This window comes from Neobacillus canaveralius (assembly GCF_047237705.1).
GTDB classification, from domain to species: Bacteria; Bacillota; Bacilli; order Bacillales; family Cytobacillaceae; genus Neobacillus; species Neobacillus niacini_K.
Window position 1 is genome coordinate 1,530,257 of record NZ_JBDFLL010000001.1, and the last position, 26,330, is coordinate 1,556,586.

The following is a 26,330-nucleotide window of genomic DNA, read 5'->3' on the forward strand; positions in this document are numbered from 1 at the left end:
ATGGATGAGAGAATTATTTCTAGTGAAGCAGACCAGAGCGAAATCTCCTTAGAGCAAAGCCTCAGACCGCAAACGTTAAAACAATACATTGGTCAGGACCAAGTGAAAAAAAGTCTTGAGATCTTCATTGAAGCGGCAAGACTTCGCAAGGAAACATTGGACCATTGTTTACTTTACGGGCCTCCTGGTTTAGGAAAGACGACACTTGCTGTTATTATTGCTAATGAAATGGGTGTAAACATCCGGACAACCTCTGGTCCCGCTATTGAAAGACCTGGTGATTTAGCAGCTATTCTTACCGCTCTCGAACCTGGTGACGTTTTGTTTATTGATGAAATCCACCGGCTTCCTAGACAAATTGAAGAAGTGCTTTACCCGGCTATGGAGGATTTTTGTCTGGACATTGTTATCGGCAAGGGGCCGAGTGCACGTTCAGTAAGACTGGATCTTCCTCCGTTTACTCTAGTTGGTGCTACAACGAGGGCAGGCTCTTTGTCAGCTCCGCTTCGTGACAGATTTGGAGTTTTGAGTAGACTCGAGTATTATAAGGAAGACCAATTGAAAAATATCGTACTAAGAACAGCAGATTTATTTGAAACAAAGATAGACGACCAATCTGCTGCTGAGATTGCCAGACGTGCTAGGGGAACCCCAAGAATCGCCAATCGTTTACTGCGCAGGGTAAGAGATTTTGCGCAGGTAAAAGGAAACGGCGAAATTGATATAGCTTTGGCAAGGGAGTCTTTGGAGCTCCTGCAGGTAGATAAACTTGGGCTTGATCATATTGACCATAAGTTGCTAAAAGGAATTATTGAAAGATTCCGTGGCGGACCGGTTGGTCTTGATACCATTGCGGCATCTATAGGGGAAGAATCAGAAACAATTGAAGATGTTTATGAACCGTATTTACTGCAAATTGGCTTTTTACAAAGAACACCAAGAGGAAGAGTGGTCACAGATTTAGTCTATCGCCATTTCGGCATGGAGCCGCCAAAACAGTAATTTTTTGATAAGTAGGGATGAAATTTATGAAGGTAGATTTATTTGATTTTCATTTGCCTGAAGAGTTGATTGCTCAAGTTCCGCTTCAAAACCGGACGGATAGCAGATTAATGGTTGTGAATAAGGAAACAGGCGAATTGAACCATGATATTTTTAAAAATATTAATGAATACCTGCGTGAAGGGGATTGCCTTGTCTTAAACGATACAAAGGTACTTCCGGCACGCCTTTTTGGTGTGAAAAAGGATACAGGTGCGAAAATTGAAGTTTTACTATTGAAACAGCTGGAAGGTGATAAGTGGGAAACACTTGTGAAGCCTGCCAAGCGTGTTAAAGAGGGAACTGAACTTGATTTTGGTGATGGACTTCTAACAGCAGTATGTACGGGAACCTCTCTGCATGGTGGAAGAGTATTGGAATTCAACTATGAGGGTATTTTTTATGAGATGCTTGATCGATTAGGAGAAATGCCTTTACCACCTTATATTAAAGAGCAGCTTGATGACAGAGACAGGTATCAAACCGTATATGCCCGGGAACCAGGTTCAGCTGCAGCCCCAACCGCAGGGCTCCATTTTACCGAAGAGCTGCTGAATGAAGTTAGAGAGAAAGGTGTCCACGTGACGTTTATTACCCTTCATGTCGGGCTAGGGACGTTCAGACCTGTTAGTGTGGATGATGTGTTAGAGCATGATATGCACGCTGAATTTTATATGATTACAGAAGGAACAGCCCGGTTACTAAATGAAGTCCGCCGTAATGGTGGCAGAATTATTACCGTTGGTACCACATCAACTCGGACACTTGAAACCATTGCTTCCCAAAACAATGGTACCTTCATTGAAAGCAGCGGCTGGACCAATATTTTCATTTATCCGGGTTATGAGTTTAAGGCAATCGATGGAATGATTACGAACTTCCACCTGCCAAAATCCACTTTAATTATGCTTGTTAGTGCGTTAGCTGGAAGAGAAAATATCTTGCATGCCTATACTACAGCTGTAAATGAGCGTTATCGCTTTTTCAGTTTTGGCGATGCGATGCTCATCCTCTAGGTTAACTAGGTTAATCATTTTGATTAACCTTTAAGGAAGGAGAAAGAGAATTTGACTGCGATTCGATATGAATTTATTAAAACATGTAAGCAGACGGGGGCGCGTTTAGGAAGAGTACATACACCGCATGGTTCCTTTGATACGCCTGCCTTTATGCCGGTAGGAACACTTGCTACGGTAAAAACGATGTCACCTGAGGATTTGAAAGAGATGGGTGCTGGTATTATTTTAAGTAATACTTATCACTTATGGCTTCGTCCTGGAAATGAAATTATCAGGGAAGCTGGCGGTCTTCATAAGTTTATGAACTGGGACCGTGCAATTTTAACTGACTCTGGCGGGTTCCAGGTTTTCAGTTTGAGTGAGTTCCGTAAAATTGAAGAAGAAGGCGTTCATTTCCGTAATCATATGAGCGGTGAAAAATTATTTTTATCACCTGAAAAGGCTATGGAAATTCAAAATGACCTTGGTTCGGATATTATGATGGCATTTGATGAATGTCCGCCATTCCCAGCAACATATGAATACATGCAAAAATCCGTAGAGAGAACTTCTCGTTGGGCAGAGCGCTGTTTGAATGCTCATCAAAGACCGAATGACCAAGGACTCTTTGGAATTGTACAAGGTGGAGAGTTTGAGGAGCTTCGGAAGCAGAGCGCTAAAGACTTAGTTTCGCTTGATTTCCCTGGCTACGCTGTTGGTGGACTTTCTGTTGGTGAGCCAAAGGACATTATGAATCGCGTGCTTGAATTTACTACGCCATTATTACCGACAAACAAGCCACGTTACTTGATGGGCGTTGGGTCACCAGATTCCTTGATTGATGGAGCCATTCGTGGTATCGATATGTTTGACTGCGTTTTGCCAACTCGTATTGCTAGGAATGGTACATTAATGACCAGCACTGGACGCCTAGTCGTTAAAAATGCTCAATTTGCAAAAGATTTCGGTCCACTTGATCCAGATTGTGATTGCTACACATGCCGAAATTACAGCAGGGCATACATTCGTCACTTAATTAAATGTGATGAAACTTTTGGAATAAGATTAACTAGTTACCATAATCTCTATTTTCTGTTAAGATTAATGGAGAAGGTCAGACAGGCTATCCGAGAGGACAGGCTTGGTGATTTCCGAGAAGAGTTTTTTGAACGTTATGGTTTTAACAAACCGAACGCGAAAAATTTCTAATAGATGATTATTGAAAGGAGGGAACAATATGCAAGGACTAGGTTCAATCATTCCATTAATATTAATGTTTGTGTTATTTTATTTCCTACTAATTCGTCCGCAGCAAAAACGTACTAAAGCAGTTTCACAAATGCAAAACGAATTAAAAAAAGGTGATAAGATTGTCACGATTGGCGGTTTACATGGTTTTATCGATTCAATCGATGAAAACAAAGTCGTGATTAAATGTGGAGACGGCAGCCGTCTAACATATGACCGAAATGCAATTCGTGAAGTAACGGAATCTGCAAAAACTTCAACAACAGCAGAAGTTTCATTAGAAAAGTAAGAAAAAAGGAAGCCAAAATACTCTGGCTTCCTTTTTCTATGCTGTTCTTGAATTGTTTGTTGCTATATTTACCCCTAAAATTCCACCCATCATGGCAATTAATGTATAGCAAACATGGTAAATGACTTGTTCAACGTCAAAAAGGCGATCGTAGCCTAAAAATTGCGATAAAAAGACAATCAGGCTATAAATTAAGCCAGTTAATCCCCCAATCAGCCAGCCCTTTTGTTTTCGCTTTCCACCGGATAAAAATCCTCCTCCAAACAGCCCAATAAAGGATACTGCTGTAATAACGTATTGAAGTGAGACTTCCCGAACAGAAGTAAATCTAAGAATTATTGCAAAGATCAGGCTGCTGACAATTGCAAATAAGAAGATAAAAATTAACCCGTACAAAATAGCTGTACCAAAGCTTTTTGATTCGATTTTACTCTCCCCCTTCAGTGGCATTATCTTAAAGCCCTAAGATAAACAGATTCTTACCTAGTACAAGCATATTCCTCGTTTTTTAAAAGTAGAATAAAAAATTTTAATTGTTTTGGGTTAACATTCCTTAAATGATTAAGCCAAAATTGCTAACAATATAATTGAGTGAAAAAAAGGGGCGGACAGCAATGGAACAGTACTTAATGATCATGTTTCGAACAATATTTTTTTATGTACTCATCCTTCTCTTTTTTCGAGTTATGGGTAAACGAGAAATAGGAGAGTTAAGTATTCTTGATCTTGTTGTCTTTGTCATGATCGGTGAGATGGCTATTGTCTCAATCGATAATCCCAAAAGACCACTTATTGAAACGATAATTCCGATGGTCTTATTAGTGCTAATACAAATAGGCTTAGCCATGCTTTCATTAAAGAGTAAACGGTTTCGTGACCTTGTAGATGGGAAACCAACTATTATTATTAATAAAGGGAAAATTGATGAACAAGCCATGAGAAAGCAGCGCTACAACTTTGATGATTTGTTAACGCAATTAAGAGAAAAGGATATCCGCAGTATTGCTGATGTTGAGTTTGCCATTTTGGAATCTTCGGGAAGCCTATCCGTGATTGAAAAAATAAATAATCCTAATGGTGAACCTAAGGAAGGGGATATTACGATTCCCTTAATTATTGATGGAGTGATTGAGGAAGAAAATCTGCTGCGTATAAATAAAACAAATTTTTGGCTTCGTCAGGAATTAAAAAAATTAGGATACCGGGATATACGTAAGCTTTCATTTTGCAGTTATGAGAATGGTAAGTTTTTTGTCGACATAATGGATGAACAATAGGAAGACACGCTGGGCAAATAAAGCGTGTCTTCTTTATGAGTCAAACCGGGATTAAATTACGAATAATCGGAATCCTCTTGAGATCGTCTTTTTTAATTAAACCGCCGATTATTAGAAGAATAATATAAGCAAGTGACATACAACTGGCAGCGGACAAAACTCTCACCACTAAATGCTCACCTAAAAGAATGTGCTCATACAGCCAATAGCCAAGATAAGCAGAGATTGTCATGATGATGGCTCCTTTGACGTAATCCCGTATATAAAAACTAAACGATATTTTCTTTAACACCGTGGCAAAATGGAGTATGGTTACTAAAACAAAACCAACGATAATCCCTAAAGCAACACCTGTAATACCAAATGAAGGCTGTGAAGCGAGTAAGAAGATTACAGCTGTTTTTACAACTGCTCCGATTAAACTGTTAATCATAGCTGCTCTAGCCAGATTTAATGCCTGCAAAACAGCTTGGAGCGGTCCTTGATAATAATAAAATAAGAAAAACGGTGCCATCAGACGAATAAAGTAGGAACCTTTTGTTGAGCCATACATAAGTTCCATTAGCGGGTCAGCCAACACATATAGGACAATTACAGACAATCCTCCTGTTAAAAAGGCAAATCTTAATGCCTGCTGCAATCGGTGTTCTATTAATTTATGGTTATTTTTCGAGTTTGCCTCACTAATGGCAGGGACAAGAGACGTTGCCAGAGAATAAGTGATGAATGAAGGGAGCAATAATAACGGCATTGCAAAGCCTGTTAATGAACCATATTGCTTCGTAGCTGCGACGGCTGCAACACCAGCAAGGGCTAAACTATGAGCCACAACAATTGGTTCGAAGAACCAAGATACAGACCCTATCATTCTGCTGCCCATTGTTGGTAATGCAATTTCCATTAATTCTTTGAACGTTTTTTTACCTGCATGAACAGATTTGAAAAAATTCTTTCTTACCCTAAAGCGTTTCTTTAATTTAAAGGTAGTCATTAAGTAAAGTAAGGAAACAATTTCACCTATGATGGCTGCTACCATGGCTGCAGCTGCAGCATACTCAATACCATAAGGCAGGAAAGCCTTCGTCATGACGGCAATTAAAGTAATCCTCACGAACTGTTCTAAGATTTGTGAGACAGCAGAAGGGCGCATGTTTTGTCTGCCCTGAAAATAGCCTCTCAAAACAGAAGAAATTGCTATAATGGGTACCACTGGTGCAATTGCTACTAAAGGATAATACGTTCTAGGATCGGTAAAGAGAGTGGTAGATAAAATGGGCGCTAACAAAATTAAAGCTGGAGTAAAAATCAGTGATAGCGAAATGGTAATTGCAAGAGATACAACGAGAATTTTTTTAACTTCCTGATGGTTTCCTTTTGCTTGGGCCTCGGCAATATTTTTTGAAATGGCGACTGGCAGTCCCATTTGGGTTAAAGTCACAACAAGGATAAAGGTGGGATAAGCCATCATATAGAGGCCGACACCTTCTTCACCAATACTTCTAGCTATGACAATTCTGTTAATAAATCCGAGTACCCTCGTAATTAATCCTGCTATTAATAGGATAAAGGTCCCTTTTAAAAACTTCGACATACTACTTCCCACCTTCTCAAAAAAGAAGAATTCATATACAATTAATCTATATGCATAAGGGTGGACAAAGCATGACAAGGTGTTTTGATTTTAAAGATAATTAAGAGGGATTTAGGGAGGCTATTCAGGTGGAGAAGAGTCATGCGTACAATCATTTTTTTACCAATGTAAAACCAGCTTTAATCAGCAAGTTAGAGGAATTTCGCTTACTTGGTTATCAAGAAGTAACAGAAAGTGGACTTTGGGAATTCTTAACAAGAAAGAAATGGAAGAAGGTCAAAGAGGATATAAGACTTTACAAGATTATTGATGATATCCTTACTGTTAAGGTCAGTGATTATATAAGCTTTACTACGATTCAGACATATAAAAATAATGATTTTAATCTAGAAGATGAAGATGAATGGAAGGAATTGTTAAAATAAATTTGTGTTTTTAGATAAAATTGACAGTATTTCTAAACTATTTCATAATAAAAGCAATGCTTTTTTTATATAAGGCTTTACGTTGCAGTGCTTTTTCTTAAGCCCTAAGGAGGAACAATACATAATGGTTAAGCGCAGTAGAATTATCGCTTTCCTGCTAGTAGTAATATTATTAGGAAGCACAATGGGAATTACCACTTCTGGCATTTTAAAAAACATTAAACTGGGTTTGGACCTTCAAGGCGGTTTCGAAGTTTTATATGAGGTAACACCAGCCAAAAAAGGTCAAAAAATTGACAAAGAAACCTTAGCAAGTACAGCCGAGGCCCTTGATAGACGAATAAATGTTTTAGGAGTAAGTGAACCAACTATTCAAATTGAGGGTGAAAATCGGATTCGTGTTCAGCTTGCCGGGGTAACAGATCAAAATGAAGCACGAGAAATTCTTTCAACGCAAGCAAACCTTACTTTCCGTGATGCCAATGACCGCGTTATGATGGACGGTGCTGATCTAGCGGAAAATGGTGCGAGCCAGACCTTTGATGAAAATGGAGCACCGAGCGTTTCATTGAAATTAAAAAGTGCCGACAAGTTCAAAAATGTTACAGAAGAAATTGTGAAAATGGCACCAGATAATTATTTAGTCATTTGGCTAGATTTCGAAGAAGGAAAGGATTCATTTAAAACGGAAGTTACAAAAGAAGATCCTAAATTTTTATCTGCACCTACTGTGAGAGAAATATTCAATCAAAATACAGTTTCAATTGTAGGAAGCTTCACAGCAGAGGAGGCACAAGAGCTCGCTTCTCTTTTAAACGCTGGAGCCCTTCCTGTTAAGTTGACTGAAGTTTATTCCACTTCTGTTGGCGCTAAATTTGGGGAACAGGCATTAAATGAAACCATTTTAGCAGGTATTATCGGGATAGCTATCATCTATTTATTCATGCTAGTCTATTATCGTTTTCCGGGCTTTATCGCAACGGTTACTTTATCTATTTATATTTATCTTGTCTTATTAGTATTTGATTGGATGAATGGGGTTCTAACCCTTCCAGGAATAGCCGCCCTTATTTTAGGGGTTGGTATGGCAGTTGATGCCAACATTATTACGTACGAACGAATTAGAGAAGAGATTAAGGTAGGTAAATCTATTAAATCCGCCTTCCAAGCTGGAAGTAAAGGCTCTTTTACCTCTATTCTTGATTCAAACTTAACGACGATTTTAACAGCTGCTGTTCTTTTCTACTTCGGGACAAGCTCCATAAAAGGATTTGCCACCATGCTATTGGTGAGTATTTTATTAAGCTTTATCACAGCTGTGTTTGGTTCCCGCCTATTACTAGGTTTATGGGTGAATAGCGGCTTTTTAAACAAAAAGACCGGCTGGTTCGGTGTGAAAAAATCTGCGATCAAAGATATTGCTGAAAATTATGATACGCTCGACCTGCCAACGAGATGGGACAGATTTGATTTTGTTAAGGTTAGAAAATTATTCTTCATCATCTCTGGAGCCCTTATTGTGCTTGGTTTAGTTCTAATCCTTGTATTCCGCCTAAATCTGTCTATTGATTTCTCAAGTGGTACTCGAATTGAAGTATTATCTGACAAATCATTAACAACGGAGCAGGTTGAAGCTGCTTTTGAAAAACAGGATATTGAAATTGATGACATTACTCTTTCAGGTGAGAACAACGAAATGGCTTCTGCACGTATGAAAGGGGTTCTATCGAAGGATGAAATAGCAGAGTTGAAATCAGCATTTCACGATGAGTTTGGCTCTGACCCAAGTGTAAGTACTGTTTCTCCAACAGTTGGTAAGGAATTGGCGAAAGATGGAGTAATCGCCCTCGTTATTGCTTCCATCGGAATTATTATCTATGTAACACTTCGTTTTGAATTTGCAATGGCAGTTGCGGCGATTGCTTCATTGCTTCATGATGCTTTCTTTATGGTTGCTTTTTTCAGCATTACGCGGTTAGAAGTGGATTTAACCTTTATCGCTGCTGTTCTAACGATTATCGGTTATTCTATTAATGATACAATTGTTACCTTCGACAGAATGCGTGAAAACCTACAAAAGAAGAAAAGACTTAAAACGTTTGAAGATATTGCTGATGTTGTGAATGTGAGTGTTCGTCAAACTTTAACTCGTTCTGTTAATACAGTTTTCACTGTTTTAATAACAGTGGTTGCGATGATTGTATTTGGCAGTGAATCAATCCTCAATTTCAACATCGCTTTGTTAGTTGGATTAATAACAGGCGTATACTCTTCTATCTTTATTGCTACTAATCTTTGGGTAGTTCTAAAAGCAAGGGAATTGAAAAAGAAGGGTACGATTAAAACAGTAAAAGAAAAGAAAAAGTACTCTGATGAGCCTCAAGTATAAACAAATGCTAAAACCGCAGTCACTCTGCGGTTTTTCTATTCCAGATTTACGTTGAAAGGACCTGTTTACTCCTGTATAATAGATAAGTCTGAGGGGTGAACGCATGTTAAAGTCGAAAACTAGATGGGTTGTTCGTAAATCTGATCAACAACTAGTAAAAACTCTCGAAAACGAATTGAAAATTACGCCACTTGTTGCGTCGCTGCTTATCAACCGCGGATTAAATACCGTTGATTCTGCACGGTATTTTTTATATGGAAAAGAGCAATTTCATGACCCCTATTTGTTAAAAGGTATGGATATTGCTGTAAACAGAATACGGGAAGCTATTGAACGACAAGAACCTATATTAATATTTGGTGATTATGATGCAGATGGTGTGAGTAGTACAACTGTATTAATGCTCACACTTAGAGATTTAGGGGCAAATGTCCAATTCTATATTCCGAATCGGTTTACGGAAGGTTACGGACCGAACGAACCAGCCTTTCGTCGTGCAGCTGAAAATGGAATTAAGTTAATTATTACTGTAGATACAGGCATATCGGCAACAAACGAAGCAGCAATTGCGAAAGAACTCGGTCTTGATTTAATTATTACAGACCACCATGAGCCAGGTCCTGTTTTACCTGAGGCTCTGGCCATTATTCATCCAAAACTCCCGGATAGTGTCTACCCTTTTCGTGAGCTCGCTGGAGTAGGTGTGGCCTTTAAATTAGCCCATGCGCTTTACGGTGAAGTTCCAGAGCAATTGTTAGAAATTGCTGTTATTGGCACCATTGCGGATTTAGTTTCGTTAAAAGATGAAAATCGCCTCATCGCCAAAAAAGGTTTGGAGAAACTTAAAGTTACAAAGAATAAAGGTCTAAAAGCGATATTAAAAGTAGCAGGTGTAGACCAGCAAAACATTAACGAGGAAACAATAGGCTTTTCACTGGCACCAAGAATTAATGCTGTCGGCAGACTGGAAAATGCAGATATGGCTGTGGAACTTTTGCTTACGGATGATCCATTCGAAGCGGAGGCTCTTGCACAAGAAATGGATGAATTAAACAAGACGAGACAATCTATTGTCAATTCCATTACCCTTGAAGCGATTGAAGAGGTTGAGAGAAATTTTCCTATTGATTCGAATTCAGTACTTATCATTGGTAGAGAAGGCTGGAATGCCGGTGTAGTTGGCATCGTTGCGTCTAGATTAGTGGAAAAGTTTTACCGGCCGACAATTGTTCTAAGCTTTGATAAGGAAAAGGGCTTAGCAAAGGGCTCTGCTCGAAGTATTGCAGGTTTTGATTTGTTTAAAAATCTATCGGAATGCCGAGATATTCTTCCTCATTTTGGCGGTCATCCTATGGCAGCTGGAATGACATTAAAGTTAGAAGATGTTTCTGACCTCCGTCAAAGATTAAAAAATCTGGCGAATGAGCAGTTATCAGAAGATGATTTTATCCCAATTACCACACTGGATCATCAAATAATGGTGGATGAAATCAATTTATCCTCGCTGGGTGAACTAAATCTCCTTGCTCCATTTGGAATGGACAACCCTAAGCCGAAGGTGTTAATCAGTAATGTCCAAATATCGACGATGAGAAAAATTGGTTCAGAACAAAATCACTTGAAAGTGATGGTTAATGATAACGGTACGAATTTAGATGGAATTGGCTTTGGACTAGGACAATTAGTTGACCATATTTCACCAGCATCAAAAATTTCGATAATTGGTGAATTAGCTATCAATGAGTGGAATAATATCCGTAAACCTCAAATTTTTATCCAGGATGTTTCAGTTGAAACATGGCAATTATTTGATCATCGCGGGGTAAAACGGATAAACTCAATGGTTAAAACTATTCCTAATGAAAAGCGAAACTATATTATTTTTAACGAAGAACAGCTTGAAAAAATGGACCCTGCTCTGACGAGTGAGGTAATATTTATTAAAGATGAAGTAGAGGCTAGAGGCTTCGATTCTCATCAGGCAAATGTCGTTCTCGTTGACCTGCCGCCGTCAAAGGAAATACTTTGTCACTTGTTTAATGGAAAACAGCCTGCTCGTATCTATGCGTATTTCCATAAAGAATCGAGTGATTTCTTTAGTACTCTGCCAACTAGGGACCATTTTAAATGGTTTTATGCTTTTTTACTAAAAAAGGGTCCGATTGATTTAGGGCGCCATGGGGATGAAATTGCCAAACACCGTGGCTGGTCAACGGAAACCATCACTTTCATGTCAAAGGTGTTTTCTGAACTAGATTTTGTTACAATAAACAATGGATTTATTACATTGAATAAACAATCACAAAAGCGTGACCTAACTGACTCAATTACCTACCAAACAAAACAGGCTCAGTATGCACTTGAAAGAGATTTATTATTTTCTTCCTTTCAACAATTAAAGAGCTGGTTTGATCAGGTTATCGAGGAATCAGTTAATATTGAGGAGGCAATTAAGTAATGGACTTAAAGCAATTTATAGCAATCGTGCCAGATTATCCAAAACCAGGAATTACCTTCAAGGATATCACTCCATTAATGAATAATGGGGAAGCATATAAGTACGCAACGGATCAAATTGTTGACTATGCGAAGGATAAACAAATTGATTTAATTGTTGGTCCTGAGGCAAGAGGATTTATTATTGGATGCCCAGTAGCCTATTCTCTTGGAATTGGCTTTGCTCCTGTCCGTAAGGAAGGAAAATTACCGCGTGAAACGGTTAAAGTAAGCTATGGACTAGAATATGGAAGTGATGTCCTCACTATCCATAAGGATGCAATACAACCAGGACAACGTGTTCTGATTACAGATGACCTACTAGCCACTGGCGGAACAATCGATGCAACTATTCAATTAGTTGAACAGCTTGGCGGTGTGGTTGCTGGAATTGCTTTTCTAGTTGAATTAACGTACCTTGAAGGACGTAAAAAACTCGAAGGCTACGACATCATGACATTGATGAATTATTAATAGTATTGAGGGCACTCGTAATTGAGTGCTCTCTTGTTATAATAAAAGAGCAATTATTTTAAAACTTGGCTAAAAAAGCATTCTAGTATTGGAGAAACTTTTGATTGGAGCGGAAGGCACGAAGACTCCTGCAGGAGTACGGAGCAGGTGAGACCCCACAGGCGCTAGCGCCGAGGAGGCTCACCGCAACGCCTGCGGAAAGCGAAGTGCCTCGTGACAGGCAGAGACCGCCTGTCCCTGCGGTGATTATTCGAAGAAGCTTTCCTTAGTGGAGCGGAAATCAACAGACTAATCTAATACAGCGAACTAATAATCTGTAATTCGACACTTTTTTCGCAAAATACAGTAAAATAATATCTATCCCTTTACATCTGAGCTTTTTTTTTCGATAATAGTAACATTCATTAGTAACTAGTTTAAATAGAAATACATCTAATAATAAAAAATGAGACGAAAAATAAGGTGATCTTTTATGGCGAACGATCAAGTGTTAACCGCCGAACAAGTCATCGACAAGACGAGGGCCTATTTAAACGAAGAGCATTGTGAATTTGTAAAAAGAGCCTATGAATTCGCAAAACATTCTCATCGTGAACAATATAGAAAATCAGGAGAGCCTTACATTATTCATCCGATTCAAGTTGCTGGAATTCTGGCGGATTTGGAGATGGATCCTGCAACGGTTGCCGCTGGTTTTCTCCATGATGTCGTTGAAGACACGGATGTTACCTTAAAGGACATCGAGACGGAATTTAATGACGAAGTGGCCATGCTTGTCGACGGGGTTACGAAATTAGGAAAAATTAAATATAAATCACACGAGGAACAGCAGGCAGAGAACCACAGAAAAATGTTCGTGGCTATGGCTCAGGATATCCGCGTTATTTTGATTAAGCTTGCCGATCGTTTGCATAATATGAGGACGCTTAAGCACCTTCCTGTTGAGAAGCAGCGCCGGATTTCAAATGAAACACTTGAAATCTTTGCACCTTTGGCCCATCGTCTTGGTATTTCTAAGATTAAGTGGGAGCTGGAAGATACTGCATTAAGATACTTAAATCCACAGCAATATTATCGGATTGTTAACTTGATGAAGAAAAAGCGTGCAGAACGGGAGCAATACTTAGTCGATGTAATGGACGAGGTTCGTGACAGAATGAAAGAAGTGTCCATTAATGCGGAGCTTAATGGAAGACCTAAACATATTTATAGCATTTACCGAAAAATGGTTCAGCAAAATAAACAGTTTAGTGAAATCTATGATTTACTTGCTGTTCGAATAGTAGTAAATAGTATAAAGGATTGCTACGCTGTATTAGGAATTATTCATACGTGCTGGAAGCCTATGCCGGGGCGTTTTAAGGACTATATTGCGATGCCTAAGCCGAATATGTATCAATCTCTTCATACAACAGTCATTGGTCCTAAGGGTGACCCGCTGGAGGTTCAAATTCGGACGTCAGAAATGCACCGGATTGCAGAATTTGGTATTGCGGCACACTGGGCGTATAAAGAGGGGAAAGCACTTGCTGATACAACTTCTTACGAACAAAAATTAACATGGTTTAGAGAAATCCTTGAATTCCAGAATGACACTGCAAACGCAGAAGAGTTTATGGAATCACTAAAAATCGATTTATTCTCTGATATGGTTTTTGTGTTTACACCAAAAGGAGATGTAATTGAATTACCGTCTGGCTCAGTTCCCATTGATTTTGCTTATCGAATTCACTCTGAAATCGGGAATAAAACGATAGGGGCGAAAGTGAACGGTAAAATGGTCACGCTGGATTATCGACTCAAGACGGGTGACATTATCGAAATTCTCACATCTAAGCATTCCTATGGTCCTAGTCAAGACTGGTTAAAGCTAGCACAAACTTCACAGGCCAAGAACAAAATACGTGCCTTTTTTAAGAAACAGCGCCGTGATGAAAATGTCGATAAAGGCAGAGAGCTCGTAGAAAAAGAAATCCGCGCAATGGAATTTGATTTAAAAGAGATTCTAACTGCTGATAATTTGAAAAAGGTAGCTGAAAAGTTTAATTTTGCCAATGAAGACGATATGTATGCAGCGGTTGGCTATAATGGTGTAACCGCACTGCAGGTAGCCAATCGTTTAACCGAGAAATGGCGTAAAAAACGGGATCAGGAGCAATCTGCTACGATCACAAATGCTATTTCTGATATGAAGGCATTCCCTTCTACCAAAAAGCGAGAGTCCGGTGTACGTGTTGCTGGAATCGATAATTTATTAATCCGCTTATCACGATGCTGTAACCCTGTCCCAGGTGATGAAATTGTTGGTTTTATTACAAAAGGACGCGGTGTTTCTGTTCATCGTGCGGATTGTACTAATATCGACTCTAATGATGCGCAGACCAGGTTAATTCCTGTTGAGTGGGAATCCTCTTTAAATGACCGGAAAGAATATAATGTAGATATCGAGATTAGTGGTTACGACCGCCGTGGTTTACTAAATGAGGTTCTTCAGGCAGTAAATGAAACAAAAACTAATATTTCTGCTGTTTCTGGTCGATCCGATCGAAATAAAATGGCGACGATAATAATGTCTATTGCTATCCACAATGTGAGCCATTTGCAAAAAGTGGTTGATCGGATTAAACAGATACCAGATATTTATTCGGTTCGCCGGATTATGAATTAGGGAGTTTACTTAAAATGCGAGTTGTTGTACAGCGAAGTAAAAAGGCAAAGGTCACTGTTAACGGAGAAATAACGGGTCAAATTTCTAAAGGTCTTGTCCTTCTTGTCGGGGTAACACATCAGGATACAGAGGAAGATGCAGCTTTTTTAGCAGATAAAATTGCAAATCTACGGATATTTGAAGATGATGCTGGAAAGATGAATTTATCTTTATTAGATGTTGGCGGTGAAATTCTTTCTGTCTCTCAATTTACCTTGTATGGTGATTGCCGTAAAGGAAGAAGACCCAATTTCATGGAGGCTGCTAGACCAGAACAGGCAAACCAGTTATATGAAAGATTTAATGGTTTATTACGTGAAAAAGGTATCAAGGTTGAAACAGGTATCTTTGGGGCGATGATGGATGTCGAATTAATTAATGATGGTCCTGTTACACTTATTGTTGATAGTAAAAGTTAAAAAATGCTTGGCACTTTTATAGCTGCCAAGCATTTTTTTACTATTTAGCTGAAGCCCCTAGCTTTTATTATTGTTCCTTAAAGTATCGGGCAAGTCCATTATATAGACCTGTTGCTGCATTTTCTTGGAATTGCCCTGATGTTAGGGTCATTTCCTCCGCCGAATTACTTAGGTAGCCCAATTCCATGAGTACTGCTTGCCTTGTATTCTCACGAATGACATGGTAGTCACCAGAACGGACACCGCGGCTTTTTAACCTGGTCTGTGCATTGGTTGAATTATAAACATATTCGGTTAGTTTTTTTTGATAATCATGATAGTAATAGCCTGTAGTCCCCCGGACGCTTCGATCTAGATTACTATCATAATGTAAGCTAATAAACGCATCTGACTGATGAACACTTGCCATTCTTACTCTTGATGGCAGTGGAAGAAACGAATCGTTGCTTCTTGTAAGAAAAACATTGGCTCCAGCTGCTTTTAGCTTATCCGATAGTAGCTTCGCAGTACGCAGCGTTAATTCTTTTTCAAGTGTTCCTCCTGCGCCAGTAGCCCCAGTATCGATCCCACCATGCCCAGGGTCAATCACAATGGTCTTGGAACTTAAATAAGCCTCTGCCCCTTGTTTATCAATTCCAGGTCCAGTTCCATTGGTTGTTACGAGCCATCCAGCAATATATCCATTTGTTCCGTTTGGTAATGTAATTTCGTACCAATCATTTTCAACACTGCTTATTGGAAAGGACTCTCCTTCATTGGCGCGTAGAAGCACATTTGATTGAACGGTAGGGTCCTTCCTAATATTTGTTCCATTATGTAGTATGGTAACTTTGCTGTCTTTAGCGAGTTGGGTGGTATTGGGTTTATCCTTGCTGAAATACCAGCCTGCTGCCCAGCCTATTTTTCCAGTTTTAAATTCAATTTTAAACCAATTATTTCTTTCTTCAAGAATGGTAAATTTCTGCCCCTGTGTAATGGAACCAATAATGTCCGAATTCAAGGAAAAATTGCTGCGAACACTAAGACTGCTTGCAGTTACTGTACCAATTGTTCCATTAGTAGGGTTGGTTGGTTGTATTTCTGTTCCGAATTGAACATAGTCAGCACTAACCCATGCCCTTTGGTTTCCATACTTTACTTCAATCCAATTATTTCCTTTTGAATAAATCGTTATAGTAGTCCCTTTTGTTAGTTTTCCGATAACTTTTCCTGTTGTAGAAGGTTCATTTCGGACATTCAATGTATCTGTGACAAAACCTGTTCCAATGGATGCATTAATATTTTCTTCTTTGGAGGTACTAGAAGATTTATTGTTGAAATCTAGATATTCTCGTGCAACCCAGCCTTCTCCAAAGCTTGCAGATATTTTTACCCAGTTTTCATTATCATCTATAACACTAACAGCTTGTCCTTTATCTAAATATCCGATGATACGGAAACTTGTTCCTGGTCCAGAACGCACACGTAATTGATTGGTGTTTGCTTCCGCAGTAGATTTATTTGAGTTGCTAGAACTAGTTGTTGTTGTTCCGTTTGAAGTTTTGGATACAACCCAATTGGCTACCCAGCCTGTTTTCGCACCGGAAAGCTGAATTTGAATCCAATCGCCCTGCTCTTTAATAATAGTGAATTTTTCTCCCCGTTTTGCTTGTTTCACAAGCTGGTAGCTTAAGCCTGGGCCATTGCGGACATTGACCGTATCCTCTGCTATAGTGACGGTACCGTTTGCTGCCACACCTATATCTTGCGGAAGGAAAACTCCGAAGATGACTGTGAAACATACTAACAAACGTATAAATCTCTTTATCATTCTCTCTCTCCCTTCACAATATCTTTCATTTTATCGTAAAAGTGCATGGAAATCATTCCTTAATTGTTAAATATCTACTATTTTGAAATTTTCTATTGAATGTAAGTTTTTAGGATGGTTGGAAATAATAAAAACTATAGTGATTTTTGAGAGGTGATGGGTGATGAGATCGAGCGATAAAGGGAATAGCATCCAATCAATGGACAGCAGGCTATTTGGTGTGGATTTTCATGATTTTATTCAAAGTGAACAGCATAATACTACGTTTGAGCTTGCCTCCGAATTTGGACTTACGATTGGTGATGTTAGAAAGTTGAAAAAACATTTGGAGAGATCCTAAATCCTTCTTGACATTGGATTCAATGCTCCGTATTATTATATAAATAATAAACATGGCGATAACCAATGATGGAGCATAGTAATTAAGGTTAAACATGACAAGAGAGGAAATGCCTTGGCTGAAAGCATTTCTACATGATTCTTAATGAATGAACACTCCGAAGGCTTCTCTCTGAAAAAGGTTTCTTTAGTCGGAACAAATTCCTTAGTAGGAGAAGAACGTATGCAGGCGTTAACTGTAAAAGAGGAAGTGCATAGATTGTTTATGCCTTCAACTAGGGTGGCACCGCGGGATTATAACTCTCGTCCCTTGTATTTATTTATACAAGGGACGGGAGTTTTTTGTTTTTATAAAGGTTTTACATAATTTAGAAACGGTAAGGAGGAATCTGCTATGTCTATTAGCATTCCAAGAGGCACACAGGACATTCTGCCTGGAGAAGTAGAAAAATGGCAGCAGATTGAAGCAAAAGCGAGAGAGCTTTGTGAAAAATATCAATATCAAGAAATTCGGACTCCAATCTTTGAACAAACGGATTTATTTGCTCGTGGTGTTGGTGATACCACTGATATTGTTCAAAAAGAAATGTACACATTTGATGATCGTGGCGGCCGCAGCCTCACACTAAGACCAGAAGGTACTGCCGCTGTAGTAAGGTCGTTTGTTGAGAAGAAGATGTTTGGTTATCCAAATCAACCGGTTAAGCTTTATTATATGGGACCGATGTTCCGATACGAACGTCCCCAAGCAGGACGTTTCCGCCAATTTGTTCAATTTGGTATCGAAGCATTAGGCAGTAACGACCCGGCAATTGATGCAGAAGTTATTTCACTTGCAATGAACTTATACAAGGAAATGGGATTGAAAAAGCTAAAGCTTGTCATCAATAGTCTTGGAGATAAGGAGAGCAGAACCGCACACCGCAACGCGTTAGTCAATCATTTTCAGCCAAGGATAGGAGAGTTTTGTCAAGATTGTCAAAACCGCCTTGAAAAGAATCCGTTGAGAATTCTCGATTGCAAGCAGGATCACAATCATGAATTAATGAAAACTGCGCCATCGATTCTCGATTATCTAAATGATGATTCTAAGGCTTATTTTGAAAAATTAAAGCAGTATTTAACACAGCTAGAAATTGAGTTTGTTGTGGATCCGAATTTAGTACGCGGATTGGATTATTATAATCACACAGCTTTTGAAATTATGAGCGATGCAGAGGGCTTCGGAGCCATCACCACTTTATGCGGCGGCGGACGATATAACGGTTTAGCCGAAGAAATGGGCGGCCCAGAAACTCCGGGAATCGGCTTTGCGATGAGTATTGAACGCTTCATTGCTGCACTCAAAGCTGAAGGAATCGAGCTCGAAATCAATCAAGGCATTGATTGTTATCTAGCTGCGTTGGGTGAAGAAGCGAAGGATTATACAGTAGGACTCCTACAGAAACTTCGACTTGCAGGTGTTTCTTGTGAGCGAGACTATTTGAATCGAAAAATTAAAGCACAATTTAAAGCTGCTGACCGTCTAAACGCAAAATATGTTGCGGTTCTAGGTGACGAAGAGCTTTCGAATAATAAAATTAATCTAAAAAATATGGCTACGGGTGAGCAAGAGGAAATAGATTTAACACAATTTGTAGAATATTTTCAAGAATTAAAGAGATAAAAGGAGAGGATCTTCATGTATGGGAGAACGTATTTTTGTGGCGATGTGCCAGAATCAGCCATTGGTGAAAAAGTAACACTTAAAGGCTGGGTTTCAAAACGCCGCGACTTGGGTGGATTAATTTTTATTGATTTGCGCGACCGTTCAGGTATTGTTCAAGTTGTTTTTAATCCTGATGTATCGAAAGAAGCATTGGAAACTGCTGAGAAGATTCGCAGCGAGTATGTGCTCGATATTCAAGGAACGGTCATTAGCCGTGAGGCTGGAACGATAAATCCTAATTTAAAAACCGGGAAGATAGAAGTTCAAGCTGAAATCGTAACCATCATTAACGAAGCAAAAACACCGCCATTTACCATTGCTGATAAAACAGACGTATCTGAAGACGTGCGCTTGAAATATCGATATTTAGACTTCCGTCGTCCGGTGATTTTTGAAACATTAAGAATGCGTCATCAAGTAACGAAGCACATTAGAGATTTCCTTGATACTGAAGGATTCTTAGATATTGAAACACCAATCTTAACAAAAAGCACTCCAGAGGGAGCCCGCGACTATCTCGTACCTAGCCGTGTTCATCCTGGTGAGTTTTATGCACTTCCGCAATCACCACAGTTGTTCAAGCAGCTGCTAATGCTTGGCGGAATTGAGCGTTACTATCAAATTGCCCGCTGTTTCCGTGATGAAGATTTACGCGCAGACCGTCAGCCAGAGTTTACACAAATCGATATTGAAACAAGTTTCCTTGGTCAAGAGGATATCTTGGGCTTAATGGAAAAAATGATGACTGGTTTGATGAAGGAAGTTAAAGGGCTGGATATTTCTGCTCCGTTTCCACGAATGACATATGATGAAGCAATGAGTCGTTTTGGCTCTGATAAACCTGATACTCGTTTTGGACTAGAGCTAATAGATCTTTCTGAAGTCGTTAAGGAGTCAGGCTTTAAAGTATTTTCAGCTGCAGTTGCAAATGGCGGGCAAGTAAAGGGAATTAACGTCAAGGGTGCTGCTGAAAAGTATTCTCGTAAGGATATTGATGCGCTGACAGAATTTGTCGGAGTTTATGGGGCAAAAGGTCTTGCATGGCTGAAGGTAGATGCAGAGGGATTAAAAGGTCCGATTGCTAAATTCTTTGCAGACGAAGATGCTAATGCTTTAAGAGCGGTTTTAGATGCAAACGAAGGAGACCTTCTCCTATTTGTAGCCGACAAGAAAAATGTTGTTGCTGACGCCTTGGGAGCGCTGCGTTTAAAGCTGGGTAAAGAATTAGGGTTAATCGATCAAAGTAAATTCAATTTCCTATGGATTACCGATTGGCCATTGCTTGAATATGGTGAGGAAGAAGGTCGTTATTTTGCGGCACACCATCCATTCACTATGCCGGTAAGAGAAGACCTTCCATACTTAGATACAGATCCTGCTAGAGTAAGGGCTCAAGCCTATGACCTTGTATTAAATGGTTATGAGCTCGGAGGTGGTTCTTTAAGGATTTTTGAACGTTCAGTTCAGGAAAAAATGTTTAACGTCCTTGGATTCACACCTGAAGAATCGCAAGAGCAATTTGGGTTCTTGTTGAATGCTTTTGAATATGGTACACCGCCGCACGGTGGAATTGCCCTTGGTTTGGACCGATTGGTAATGTTGCTTGCAGGCAGTTCTAACCTGCGTGATACCATTGCTTTTCCAAAAACAGCTAGTGCCAGCGACCTGTTGACTGACGCACCAGGTACTGTTTCCGAAGCCCAATTAAAAGAACTTCATTTGTCACTAAATGTTAATAATAAAAATCTGTAAAACGTTTTCATGAAACCTTGAACGGTCTATTACTTTATGGTATTATAAAATCAATCAAATAAGTGTCCTGAAATGTACGTTGTATTACCTAACTTTTGACCAACATTATTTCTTCGGGAGTCTGCGTTTTCAAGCTGCGTAAAAGCCTCAACCTATACGGTTAAAGGGACTTACATAAACTTGGAATAAGACACCCACCTGCTGATATGCGGGATCAAAAGAAGGAACTAAGCGCGACGGCACCATTGGGACCCTTATAAAAATAGTCTCCTGCATAAGCAGGGGGCTATTTTTATTTTTGGGGAAAATGGGATTGTGCCCATAAATGATGAGTCGAAGAAATAGGGGAACAATACCCTGTTGATTGTGCCCATAAATGATGAGTTGAAGAAATAGGGGAACAATACCCTGTTGATTGTGCCCGTAAATGATGAGTTGAAGAAATAGAGGAACTATACCAGCATGATTGTGCCCGTAAATGATGAGTCGAAGAAATAGGGGAACCATACCGGTATGATTGTGCCCATAAATCGTGAGCCAAATAAATAGGGGAAGTATCCTCTTCTAACAACTCTTTAGATATTGTTAATCCCTATAGAAATACTTGAATTTATAGGGAAGTATGTTATATTTTTTTAGGGTAAATGATATTAGTAAGTCGAATTTATATATCTGGAGGATCCACATGCTGCATCAATTTTCTCGTAATGAACTTGCCATTGGCAAAGAAGGCTTAGATATTATGAAAAACAGTACCGTCGCTGTATTAGGAATTGGCGGTGTCGGCTCTTTTGCTGCTGAAGCACTTGCACGCTCTGGAGTTGGCCGGCTGATATTAGTCGATAAAGATACTGTTGATATTACAAATGTTAATCGTCAGCTTATCGCACTCCTTTCAACGGTAGGACAACCAAAAGCTGAACTTATGAAAGAACGAATTAAAGACATTAATCCCGATTGTGAAGTTATTGCCTTAAAGATGTTTTATACAGAAGAAACGTATGAAGAGTTCTTCAGTCATGGCTTGGATTTTGTCGTTGACGCCTCTGATACCATTATTTATAAAATTCATCTCATGAAAGAATGTCTAAACCGAAATATCCCGATTATCTCCAGCATGGGTGCGGCCAATAAAATGGACCCAACTCGCTTTAAGATAGCTGATATTTCAAAAACGCATACAGATCCAATCGCAAAAGTAATCCGCACGAAGCTGCGTAAAGAACGAATCCACAAGGGCATTCCAGTGGTTTTTTCTGATGAAAGTCCGATTGTCATTCGTGAAGATATTAAGAAAGAGGTTGGGAATGCGAACGCGCCAATTCGTAAAGCACAAATGCCACCATCCTCTAACGCCTTCGTCCCATCTGCTTGCGGATTAATCATGGCAAGCTATGTCGTTAGACAATTGCTTGCAGATATCAAAATTACACGTGTAGCGGATGAAAAATAATACTTAGCCCCGAACCTAAAGGTCGGGGTTTATTTTTTATATAAAAATGGGAAATTTTATCTATTATACGGTAAACTTGATGGAGAGAGGGGGAAGTTTATTGGAATCAATTGTAGTCATAAAAGATGTTACCAAAGTGATTAAAGGAAGAACGATTATAGATAATATCAGCTTTGAGGTTAATAAAGGTGAAGTATTTGGTTTTCTAGGACCAAATGGAGCCGGTAAAACAACCACTATTCGTATGATTGTTGGTCTGATCGATATTACATCAGGGGATATCATGATCGGTGGGAAAAGTATAAAAACGAATTTTGAAGATGCCGTGAGACATGTGGGAGCCATCGTTGAGAATCCGGAAATGTACAAATTTCTAAGCGGCTATCAAAACCTCATACACTATGCGCGAATGGTAAAGGGAATTACAAAGGAAAAGATTGATGAGACAGTTAAACTAGTTGGATTGTCAGGCAGAATTCATGATAAAGTAAAAACTTACTCCCTTGGGATGCGGCAAAGATTGGGATTGGCACAGTGCCTTTTACATGATCCCAAAGTATTGATTTTGGATGAACCGACAAACGGACTGGATCCTGCAGGAATAAGAGAAATTCGGGATTATATTCGTCTTTTAGCAAGAGAAAAAAATATGGCTGTCATTGTTTCAAGCCATATCCTTTCTGAAATGGAAATGATGTGTGATCGGATCGGGATCATTCAGAAGGGGCAGCTTATTGACGTCCAACTGGTACAAGAGTTTGTACACGGCAGCACTGCCAGTTTTGAGTTTGAAATTATTCCGAGTGATAAAGCATTAACCCTTGTGAAAAAGGACTTTCCCGATATCCCTGTTACTTCTTCACGAAACGGCATAACTCTGGAGCTTGCCAAAGAAAATGTACCTGCAATGGTAAAAAGGTTCATTGAAGAGGATATACAAGTGTTTGGAATTAAAGAAGTATCGAAAACATTAGAAGACCGCTTCCTTGAAGTTACCGCAGATAAGGGGGCTATAGACCATGATTAATTTAATTCGCAATGAATGGATGAAAATTTTTAGAAGACCAGGAACCTATGTAATGATTGGTATTCTATTAGTCATTATCTCAGTCACGGGAATCTTTATGAAATATAATCTGGTCGAAGAGGAACCGAATGTGACCGAAGAATGGAAACCAGTATTACAACAGGAAAATGAGGCATTGAAAAAGCAATTAGAATCTAGTCCTATTAAAACAGAGCAGCAATACTATAAAAAACAAATCGCTATCAATGAATATAGGATTGAGCATGATATTCCTTTTCGAGAAAAATATAATGTCTGGTCATTTGTAAAAGACAATTCAGAGCTTATCTTATTAGCAGGATTGTTTACGATTGTGATTTCTGCAGGAATCGTAGCTAGTGAATTTAATTGGGGAACGATTAAACTGCTGTTAATCCGTCCGATCAATCGAGGTAAAATATTATTGTCAAAATATATAACAGTTTTGTTGTATGCTTTGCTAATGGTTGGGATTTTATTTGCATTTTCAGCCCTGCTTGGCGCTATCCTTTTTGGGTTCCCGGAGCAAGCACTTCCTTATTTGAATTATTTTAATGGCAAAGTATCCGAGCAGCATATCGTTGTTCATTTAATCATTTACTATGGTTTAGGATCGATTGAGATGATTATGCTGGCAACGATGGCTTTCATGATTTCATCTGTCTTCCGAAACAGCTCTTTGGCGATCGGGCTATCACTATTTTTAATGTTCACGGGTAGTCAGTTCACGGCACTGTTGTCAATGAAGTTTGATTGGGCAAAATACATTTTATTTGCCAACACCAATTTAATGCAGTATATCGAGGGAACGCCGCTACTTGAGGGTATGACGATGTCATTCTCGATTATCATGCTTATTATTTACTTCGTGATTTTTCAACTTTTGGCTTTCTATGTTTTTAAAAAGAGAGATGTCGCAGCATAAAAAAAAGACCTCTGGCGGTTGCACCAGAGGTTATTTTTTACGGCTCAGTTTTTCATAAACTACTGCTAGAGCCTGTTCAAACTTACCTGTTTTCTTAGGTTGATAATATTGCTTGTTCTTTAGTTTGTTAGGCAGATATTGCTGAGGCACCCAGCCGGATTCATAATCATGTGGATATAAGTATCCGATTCCTCTGCCTAGCTCTTGTGCTCCTTTATAATGAGCGTCACGCAAATGGTCAGGTACTTCACCAATATTTCCTTTTTGAATATCGGAAATGGCTTCACTAATTGCTATTACGCTTGAGTTGGATTTCGGCGACAAACATAACTCGATTACGGCATTTGCTAAGGGAATTCGAGCTTCAGGAAAACCTATTCTCTCTGAAGTTTCTATAGCGGCTAGAGTACGAGCACCCGCTTGTGGACTGGCTAAACCAACATCTTCATAGGCGATTACGAGTAGCCTTCTACTAATACTTTGAAGATCACCCGCTTCAATTAATCTTCCTAAATAATGCAGGGCCGCATTCACATCGCTTCCACGAATGGATTTTTGAAACGCAGAAAGCACATCATAATGACCATCACCATCTTTGTCGGAGCCATAGCTTTTCTTTTGCATGCATTCTTCAGCACTTTTAATATCGATTTGGATGACTTCCTCTTCATCCTTGTCGGTCGAAAGGACGGCAAGTTCTAGTGCATTTAACGAGCTGCGGACATCTCCATTCGAGGCGCTTGCAAAATGAGTTAATGCTTCCTCGGTAATCTCAATCTTTTGCTTTCCGAACCCACGCTCGTCGTCCTCGATGGCACGGATTAATGCAAGTTTGATTTCATCAGGGGTTAAAGGTTTGAGTTCGAAAATTTGACAGCGGCTGCGGATAGCGGGATTAATCGCGTGATATGGGTTACTCGTTGTGGCACCAATAAGGGTAATCATGCCATTTTCTAAAAAAGGTAATAGGAAATCCTGTTTTCCTTTATCAAGACGATGGACCTCATCGAGTAGCAGAATTACTTTTCCGGACATTTTTGCCTCTGCAGCAACGATTTCCATGTCTTTTTTATTGTTAGTGACCGCGTTCAGTGTACGGAAGGCATATTTGGTGCTGCCAGCGATTGCACTTGCAATCGAGGTTTTGCCTATTCCTGGTGGTCCATATAAAATCATTGATGTCAGCTGTTTGGCTTTTACCATACGGGCAATAATTTTATCATCGGCAACAAGGTGCTGCTGTCCGACGATTTCTTCAATAGTTCTAGGGCGCATTCGAAATGCCAGCGGCTTTTGCTGCATACTTCATCTCTCCAACTAAAAAATAAAGGTCCATTTAACTCTACCATTTTCTCATCGAAAAGCATATTAAAGTACAATATGATATAATTGCTAATGCCTATCAAATTACTGTGTATTTAATGAAATAAAAATAATAGAGGTGTAAAATATGAGAATTTCAACAAAAGGTCGCTACGGATTAACGATTATGATTGAACTCGCTAAAAATCAAGGAGAAGGCCCAACATCATTAAAAACGATTGCCCAAGCAAACAACTTATCTGAGCATTATCTTGAACAACTGATCGCTCCTTTAAGAAATGCTGGCTTAGTGAAAAGTATCCGCGGTGCTTACGGAGGTTATGTTCTGGCTGATGTTCCAACTAAAATTACCGCTGGAGATGTCATTCGCGTACTCGAAGGACCAATTACACTTGTGGAAGGAATTGAGGATGAAGAGCCAGCACAACGGGAGCTTTGGATCCGTATTCGCGACGCTATTAAATCCGTCCTCGATAATACCACTCTTGACGATCTAGCTAGTCACAGCAACGATACAGAGACAGACGGTTATATGTTTTACATTTAAGGCTGTTTTCTTAATAAATTTTGTTTCAAAAAGCAATACTGGTTAAGAAAAGAGCCATATTTAATGTTAACAGT

Annotated in this window: 22 protein-coding genes, 1 other RNA gene and 1 other annotated feature; of the genes, 19 read left to right on the forward strand and 4 right to left on the reverse strand. The window is 39.3% G+C overall.

Annotation, left to right across the window (positions count from 1 at the left end; all coding sequences use genetic code 11):
- From ruvB to yajC, 4 genes are read left to right on the forward strand one after another with little or no spacing between them, the layout of a single operon-like run.
- On the forward strand, positions 1-1,002 hold the full coding sequence (ruvB, locus tag ABC255_RS07495) for a Holliday junction branch migration DNA helicase RuvB (protein ID WP_412992457.1): 1,002 nt from the start codon (positions 1-3) through the stop codon (positions 1,000-1,002).
- 26 nt (positions 1,003-1,028) lie between these two features.
- Positions 1,029-2,057, forward strand: coding sequence for a tRNA preQ1(34) S-adenosylmethionine ribosyltransferase-isomerase QueA (gene queA / locus ABC255_RS07500; RefSeq protein WP_412992459.1), 1,029 nt, complete (start codon positions 1,029-1,031; stop codon positions 2,055-2,057).
- Positions 2,058-2,108: 51 nt separating this feature from the next.
- Complete coding sequence (gene tgt, locus ABC255_RS07505; protein ID WP_412992460.1) at positions 2,109-3,248, forward strand: tRNA guanosine(34) transglycosylase Tgt; 1,140 nt, start codon at positions 2,109-2,111, stop codon at positions 3,246-3,248.
- Between the two features lie 28 nt (positions 3,249-3,276).
- Positions 3,277-3,576, forward strand: coding sequence for a preprotein translocase subunit YajC (yajC, locus tag ABC255_RS07510; protein WP_412992462.1), 300 nt, complete (start codon positions 3,277-3,279; stop codon positions 3,574-3,576).
- Between the two features lie 36 nt (positions 3,577-3,612).
- Here the strand turns inward: yajC and ABC255_RS07515 are convergent, their stop codons facing one another.
- Positions 3,613-4,026, reverse strand: coding sequence for a TIGR04086 family membrane protein (locus ABC255_RS07515; RefSeq protein WP_412992464.1), 414 nt, complete (start codon positions 4,024-4,026; stop codon positions 3,613-3,615).
- A 164-nt stretch (positions 4,027-4,190) separates the two neighbouring features.
- On the opposite strand from ABC255_RS07515, the gene ABC255_RS07520 reads away from it, so the two are divergent.
- The gene (locus ABC255_RS07520) at positions 4,191-4,853 is read left to right on the forward strand and encodes a DUF421 domain-containing protein (protein WP_412992466.1); all 663 of its coding nucleotides are present in this window, start codon (positions 4,191-4,193) and stop codon (positions 4,851-4,853) included.
- Positions 4,854-4,893: 40 nt separating this feature from the next.
- Here the strand turns inward: ABC255_RS07520 and spoVB are convergent, their stop codons facing one another.
- A complete protein-coding gene (gene spoVB, locus ABC255_RS07525) occupies positions 4,894-6,444 on the reverse strand; it encodes a stage V sporulation protein B (RefSeq protein WP_412992468.1) in 1,551 nt (516 codons plus the stop codon).
- Between the two features lie 128 nt (positions 6,445-6,572).
- Here spoVB and ABC255_RS07530 point away from each other — a divergent pair, with 128 nt between their 5' ends.
- The 6 genes from ABC255_RS07530 (at position 6,573) to dtd (ending at position 15,354) form a co-directional block, all read left to right on the forward strand.
- Positions 6,573-6,869 (forward strand): post-transcriptional regulator, encoded by a 297-nt coding sequence (locus tag ABC255_RS07530; protein ID WP_412992470.1) that lies wholly within the window; start codon positions 6,573-6,575, stop codon positions 6,867-6,869.
- Between the two features lie 124 nt (positions 6,870-6,993).
- Positions 6,994-9,258, forward strand: coding sequence for a protein translocase subunit SecDF (gene secDF, locus ABC255_RS07535; RefSeq protein ID WP_412992472.1), 2,265 nt, complete (start codon positions 6,994-6,996; stop codon positions 9,256-9,258).
- A gap of 103 nt (positions 9,259-9,361) precedes the next feature.
- Positions 9,362-11,716: a single-stranded-DNA-specific exonuclease RecJ gene (recJ, locus tag ABC255_RS07540; RefSeq protein ID WP_412992473.1), complete on the forward strand. Its 2,355-nt coding sequence runs from the start codon at positions 9,362-9,364 to the stop codon at positions 11,714-11,716.
- The gene (locus ABC255_RS07545; protein WP_335527917.1) at positions 11,716-12,228 is read left to right on the forward strand and encodes an adenine phosphoribosyltransferase; all 513 of its coding nucleotides are present in this window, start codon (positions 11,716-11,718) and stop codon (positions 12,226-12,228) included. The genes recJ and ABC255_RS07545 overlap by 1 nt, the downstream gene beginning before the upstream one ends.
- A 472-nt stretch (positions 12,229-12,700) precedes the next feature.
- Positions 12,701-14,896 (forward strand): RelA/SpoT family protein, encoded by a 2,196-nt coding sequence (locus ABC255_RS07550; RefSeq protein ID WP_412992475.1) that lies wholly within the window; start codon positions 12,701-12,703, stop codon positions 14,894-14,896.
- A 14-nt stretch (positions 14,897-14,910) separates the two neighbouring features.
- Entirely contained in the window at positions 14,911-15,354 is a 444-nt protein-coding gene (gene dtd / locus ABC255_RS07555) for a D-aminoacyl-tRNA deacylase (RefSeq protein WP_412992477.1), read from the forward strand.
- Between the two features lie 67 nt (positions 15,355-15,421).
- On the opposite strand, the gene ABC255_RS07560 is transcribed toward dtd, so the two are convergent.
- The gene (locus tag ABC255_RS07560) at positions 15,422-17,164 is read right to left on the reverse strand and encodes an N-acetylmuramoyl-L-alanine amidase family protein (protein WP_412992479.1); all 1,743 of its coding nucleotides are present in this window, start codon (positions 17,162-17,164) and stop codon (positions 15,422-15,424) included.
- Positions 17,165-17,327: 163 nt separating this feature from the next.
- On the opposite strand from ABC255_RS07560, the gene ABC255_RS07565 reads away from it, so the two are divergent.
- The 7 genes from ABC255_RS07565 (at position 17,328) to ABC255_RS07595 (ending at position 24,386) form a co-directional block, all read left to right on the forward strand.
- Positions 17,328-17,504 carry a hypothetical protein gene (locus ABC255_RS07565; protein WP_165903056.1) on the forward strand — a complete coding sequence of 59 codons (177 nt, stop codon included), beginning with the start codon at positions 17,328-17,330 and terminating at the stop codon, positions 17,502-17,504.
- Positions 17,505-17,560: 56 nt separating this feature from the next.
- Positions 17,561-17,817, forward strand: a binding site (T-box leader).
- Between the two features lie 80 nt (positions 17,818-17,897).
- Complete coding sequence (gene hisS / locus ABC255_RS07570) at positions 17,898-19,169, forward strand: histidine--tRNA ligase (protein WP_412992481.1); 1,272 nt, start codon at positions 17,898-17,900, stop codon at positions 19,167-19,169.
- Between the two features lie 15 nt (positions 19,170-19,184).
- On the forward strand, positions 19,185-20,963 hold the full coding sequence (gene aspS, locus ABC255_RS07575) for an aspartate--tRNA ligase (RefSeq protein WP_412992483.1): 1,779 nt from the start codon (positions 19,185-19,187) through the stop codon (positions 20,961-20,963).
- Between the two features lie 61 nt (positions 20,964-21,024).
- Positions 21,025-21,219, forward strand: a non-coding RNA gene (gene ssrS / locus ABC255_RS07580) — 6S RNA.
- 429 nt (positions 21,220-21,648) lie between these two features.
- Complete coding sequence (locus tag ABC255_RS07585; RefSeq protein ID WP_412992485.1) at positions 21,649-22,416, forward strand: tRNA threonylcarbamoyladenosine dehydratase; 768 nt, start codon at positions 21,649-21,651, stop codon at positions 22,414-22,416.
- A gap of 100 nt (positions 22,417-22,516) precedes the next feature.
- Positions 22,517-23,443, forward strand: coding sequence for an ABC transporter ATP-binding protein (locus ABC255_RS07590; RefSeq protein ID WP_412992487.1), 927 nt, complete (start codon positions 22,517-22,519; stop codon positions 23,441-23,443).
- On the forward strand, positions 23,436-24,386 hold the full coding sequence (locus tag ABC255_RS07595) for an ABC transporter permease (RefSeq protein WP_412992489.1): 951 nt from the start codon (positions 23,436-23,438) through the stop codon (positions 24,384-24,386). Before ABC255_RS07590 ends, ABC255_RS07595 begins: the two co-directional genes overlap by 8 nt.
- A 30-nt stretch (positions 24,387-24,416) precedes the next feature.
- Here ABC255_RS07595 and ABC255_RS07600 read toward each other — a convergent pair whose 3' ends face one another.
- Complete coding sequence (locus ABC255_RS07600; RefSeq protein WP_412992491.1) at positions 24,417-25,688, reverse strand: replication-associated recombination protein A; 1,272 nt, start codon at positions 25,686-25,688, stop codon at positions 24,417-24,419.
- 148 nt (positions 25,689-25,836) lie between these two features.
- On the opposite strand from ABC255_RS07600, the gene cymR reads away from it, so the two are divergent.
- Complete coding sequence (gene cymR / locus ABC255_RS07605) at positions 25,837-26,256, forward strand: cysteine metabolism transcriptional regulator CymR (RefSeq protein WP_412992493.1); 420 nt, start codon at positions 25,837-25,839, stop codon at positions 26,254-26,256.
- Positions 26,257-26,330 lie beyond the last annotated feature (74 nt).

Bases quoted from the DNA above. Each gene is read 5' to 3' on its own strand.
- yajC (WP_412992462.1), top strand. From the start codon at position 3,277: ATGCAAGGACTAGGTTCAATCATTCCATTAATATTAATGTTTGTGTTA.
- ABC255_RS07565 (WP_165903056.1), top strand. From the start codon at position 17,328: ATGAGATCGAGCGATAAAGGGAATAGCATCCAATCAATGGACAGCAGG.
- spoVB (WP_412992468.1), bottom strand. From the start codon at position 6,444: ATGTCGAAGTTTTTAAAAGGGACCTTTATCCTATTAATAGCAGGATTA.
- ABC255_RS07550 (WP_412992475.1), top strand. From the start codon at position 12,701: ATGGCGAACGATCAAGTGTTAACCGCCGAACAAGTCATCGACAAGACG.
- ABC255_RS07545 (WP_335527917.1), top strand. From the start codon at position 11,716: ATGGACTTAAAGCAATTTATAGCAATCGTGCCAGATTATCCAAAACCA.
- ABC255_RS07595 (WP_412992489.1), top strand. From the start codon at position 23,436: ATGATTAATTTAATTCGCAATGAATGGATGAAAATTTTTAGAAGACCA.
- queA (WP_412992459.1), top strand. From the start codon at position 1,029: ATGAAGGTAGATTTATTTGATTTTCATTTGCCTGAAGAGTTGATTGCT.
- ABC255_RS07600 (WP_412992491.1), bottom strand. From the start codon at position 25,688: ATGCAGCAAAAGCCGCTGGCATTTCGAATGCGCCCTAGAACTATTGAA.
- ABC255_RS07520 (WP_412992466.1), top strand. From the start codon at position 4,191: ATGGAACAGTACTTAATGATCATGTTTCGAACAATATTTTTTTATGTA.
- ABC255_RS07560 (WP_412992479.1), bottom strand. From the start codon at position 17,164: ATGATAAAGAGATTTATACGTTTGTTAGTATGTTTCACAGTCATCTTC.
- ABC255_RS07515 (WP_412992464.1), bottom strand. From the start codon at position 4,026: ATGCCACTGAAGGGGGAGAGTAAAATCGAATCAAAAAGCTTTGGTACA.
- cymR (WP_412992493.1), top strand. From the start codon at position 25,837: ATGAGAATTTCAACAAAAGGTCGCTACGGATTAACGATTATGATTGAA.
- recJ (WP_412992473.1), top strand. From the start codon at position 9,362: ATGTTAAAGTCGAAAACTAGATGGGTTGTTCGTAAATCTGATCAACAA.
- ruvB (WP_412992457.1), top strand. From the start codon at position 1: ATGGATGAGAGAATTATTTCTAGTGAAGCAGACCAGAGCGAAATCTCC.
- dtd (WP_412992477.1), top strand. From the start codon at position 14,911: ATGCGAGTTGTTGTACAGCGAAGTAAAAAGGCAAAGGTCACTGTTAAC.
- aspS (WP_412992483.1), top strand. From the start codon at position 19,185: ATGTATGGGAGAACGTATTTTTGTGGCGATGTGCCAGAATCAGCCATT.
- ABC255_RS07585 (WP_412992485.1), top strand. From the start codon at position 21,649: ATGCTGCATCAATTTTCTCGTAATGAACTTGCCATTGGCAAAGAAGGC.
- hisS (WP_412992481.1), top strand. From the start codon at position 17,898: ATGTCTATTAGCATTCCAAGAGGCACACAGGACATTCTGCCTGGAGAA.
- secDF (WP_412992472.1), top strand. From the start codon at position 6,994: ATGGTTAAGCGCAGTAGAATTATCGCTTTCCTGCTAGTAGTAATATTA.